At 75.1% G+C, this 2,633-nt stretch carries 2 protein-coding genes and 1 pseudogene; 1 reads left to right on the forward strand and 2 read right to left on the reverse strand.

The window, feature by feature from the left end; translation table 11 throughout:
* Positions 1–474: pseudogene (locus tag AOK23_RS38630) on the forward strand (hypothetical protein); the annotation flags it as partial.
* On the opposite strand, the gene AOK23_RS51565 reads toward AOK23_RS38630, so the two are convergent.
* Both AOK23_RS51565 and AOK23_RS51570 read right to left on the reverse strand, forming a co-directional pair.
* Entirely contained in the window at positions 471–599 is a 129-nt protein-coding gene (locus AOK23_RS51565) for a hypothetical protein (RefSeq protein ID WP_276205797.1), read from the reverse strand. The pseudogene AOK23_RS38630 and the gene AOK23_RS51565 sit on opposite strands and share 4 nt — an antisense overlap.
* A gap of 122 nt (positions 600–721) precedes the next feature.
* On the reverse strand, positions 722–2,633 hold a 1,912-nt coding region (locus tag AOK23_RS51570), incomplete at its 5' end, for a sensor histidine kinase (RefSeq protein WP_338056560.1).

The raw sequence follows: 2,633 nt of genomic DNA on the forward strand, positions 1-2,633 counted from the left end.
GTGGAGGCCGTGGGTGTGGAGGCCGGGGGTGCGGAGGCCGACGATCCTCATCTCGCCATCACGGCCGCCGTGCAGGACGGGCGGCATGCCGAGGCCGACGCTCTCGCCGCCCGGTGGGAGGAGGCCGCCCGGCGCGAGTTCGGGCCGGGGACGGCGCAGGAGCTGCACTGGCGTGAGGTGCGGGCCGACCTGGCGATGTTCGCCGGGGACGCGGCGCGCAGCTGCGAGACCTGGATGGGCGTGGCCGAGGCGCGGCTGGCCGCGGGGCAGGACGTGCGGGACCCGGCGGTCGAGGCGGCCGTCGACCGGGCCCACCATCAGTGGGGGCAGATCGGCGACCCAGGGCGGGCCGGTGAACTGGGGCTGCGGCTGGTCGAGTTGCGGAGCCGGGTGCCGGGGCGGCGGGAAGGGGCCCTGCACCATGTGCGGCAGCACCTCGCCGAGTTGAGGTCGGCCCAGCACGTACCCGGTTAGTCGAGCCGGGCCGATGAGCCGTCGTTCCGTTCGTCGTTGATCGATGAGCCGTCGATCAGAGTGCGCGCCGGGCCGACCTCGGAGGGGGAGTTGTGCGAGGTCACACCGATGATGTGCCCCCGCACGCCGATCACTTAAGCGGGCGGGGATCCGGATCGGATCGGAGCTTGATCAGAGTTTGATCCGAAACCGGTCAACCCTCGGTAAAAAGCACCTCCCCTTGCCAACTGTTCACACCGCCTCCGCATCAGAGGGGCGCCGGGAGCCGCACCCTGAACCACGCGCCGTCGCCGGAGGGTTCGAGAAGGACCGTGCCGCCGTGGGCCGTCGCGATCGCGGTGACGATGCTGAGGCCGAGTCCGCTGCCCGGTGCCTTGGTGGCCTCGCCGCGGACGAAGGGCTCGAAGAGGCGGGCGCGGAGTTCCTGCGGGATGCCGGGGCCGTCGTCCATGACCTCGATGACGCGGTAACCGTCCTCCGTGCCGAGGCCCAGCGTGGTGGTGGTGCCGGGCGGGGTGTGGACGCGGGCGTTGTTCAGCAGGTTGGCGACGAGCTGGTGCAGCCGGAGCGGGTCACCGGTGACGGTGTGGTCGCCGGGCGCGAGGAGCAGCCGTACGGGGTGGTCGGGGTGGCAGTCCCGGGCGGCGGAGGCGGCGTCGCGGCAGAGCTGGGCGAGGTCCACGCAGGTCAGTTGCAGGGGTTGGCCGAGGTCGAGGCGGGTGAGCAGGACGAGTTCGTCGATGAGGGTGCTCATCCGGCCGACCTCGGTGGCGATCCGGCCGAGCGCCTCCTGCCGCATGGGTTCGAAGGCGGGGTCGCCGACGCGGGCGAGTTCGGCGTAGCCGGAGATCGTGGTGAGCGGGTTGCGCAGCTCGTGGCCGGCGGCGGCCATGAACTCGCGCAGCCGGCGTTCCGCGTCCTGCTGTTCCCGCCTCTCCCGGCGGCCGAGGCGGCGCGCGCCGAACAGGACGGTGGCGAGCAGGGGGACGGCGGCGGTGGTCTCGACCTGGACGAGGCGTTCGACGGCGCGGCGGTCCTCGACCGTCGAGCGGGCGGTGACCACGTAGCTGCCCTCGTGGGTACGGCCGGCCAGGGGGACGCGCATCACCTGGGCGCGGTAGGCCTCACCGAACCCGGAGGGGTCGGTCCGCGCCGCGTACGCCTTGAGGCGGCCGGGGGTGAGGGAGGGGAAGGCGGGCAGGCCCGCGGAGCCGGGGTAGCGCTCCACGACCCTGCCGTGTGCGTCGAGGACGAGGACGAGGGTGTTCTCGTCGAGGAGGGGAGGGGTGAGCGAGGCGGGCCGCTCGACCGCCCGGCGCGCGGCCGGTTCACGGGCGTCCGGGGCCGCCGGGCCGGCCGAGTCCGGCCGGGAGGGGATGGCCGGGTCCGGGGCCGGGTCCGAGTCGGGCCCGTTCCCCGTGGACGATCGTGCCGGGGCCCGGTCCGACGTCGAGGGGGCGGACGAGGACACGGACGTGACTCCGGCCGCGGTCCCGGACTCGGCGCCGCCGGCCTCGGACTCGGGGTCAGCCCCGGACTTGGGGTCGGCCCCGGACGACGTCCCCGTGCCGGACGAAGCGTCAGCCGCCCTGGACTCGGCGCCAGCCCCGGCCGCGGTCCCCGTACCGGACCCGGTGCTCGCATTGGACTCGGCCTCCGCCTTGGACTTCCCCCCTGTCCCGGAGCCCGCTCCCGACGTGCTTCCGGTCTCCGTCCCGGACCCGGCCCCCGTCCCGGACCCGGTCTCCCCCTTCGCCGCGGACCCGGACGCCGCCCCGAACGGACACGCGGATCCCGGAGTCGCCGCGGGAGCCCCCGAAGCCCCCGAAGCCCCCGGAGCAGCCGGCGCCCCCGGTGCCGAGCCCGGCGCTGGTGCCGACGTCGCGTCCGGCGAGGCGTCCGGCGTCCCACCCGGCGCGCCCGGCGCCGATGCCGCCGCCGACCTCGACGCCCCGGACCCCGCCGTCGACTGTCGCGGCGCTCCCGACGGCGGGAAGGCGAGCCGGCTGAACCGCTCTATCTCACGGTCGGTACGGGTGGTCAGATGATGGGCGAGGGTGTGCGCGGAGAGGGCACCGAGGGTGCCGAGGGTGGCCAGCGTGGCGATCAGCCAGAAGGCGACGGTGCGCCCGCCCGCACGGGCGGAACGCAGGGGATGC

This window comes from Streptomyces torulosus, assembly GCF_001419765.1.
In the GTDB taxonomy this organism is placed as follows: Bacteria; Actinomycetota; Actinomycetes; order Streptomycetales; family Streptomycetaceae; genus Streptomyces; species Streptomyces torulosus.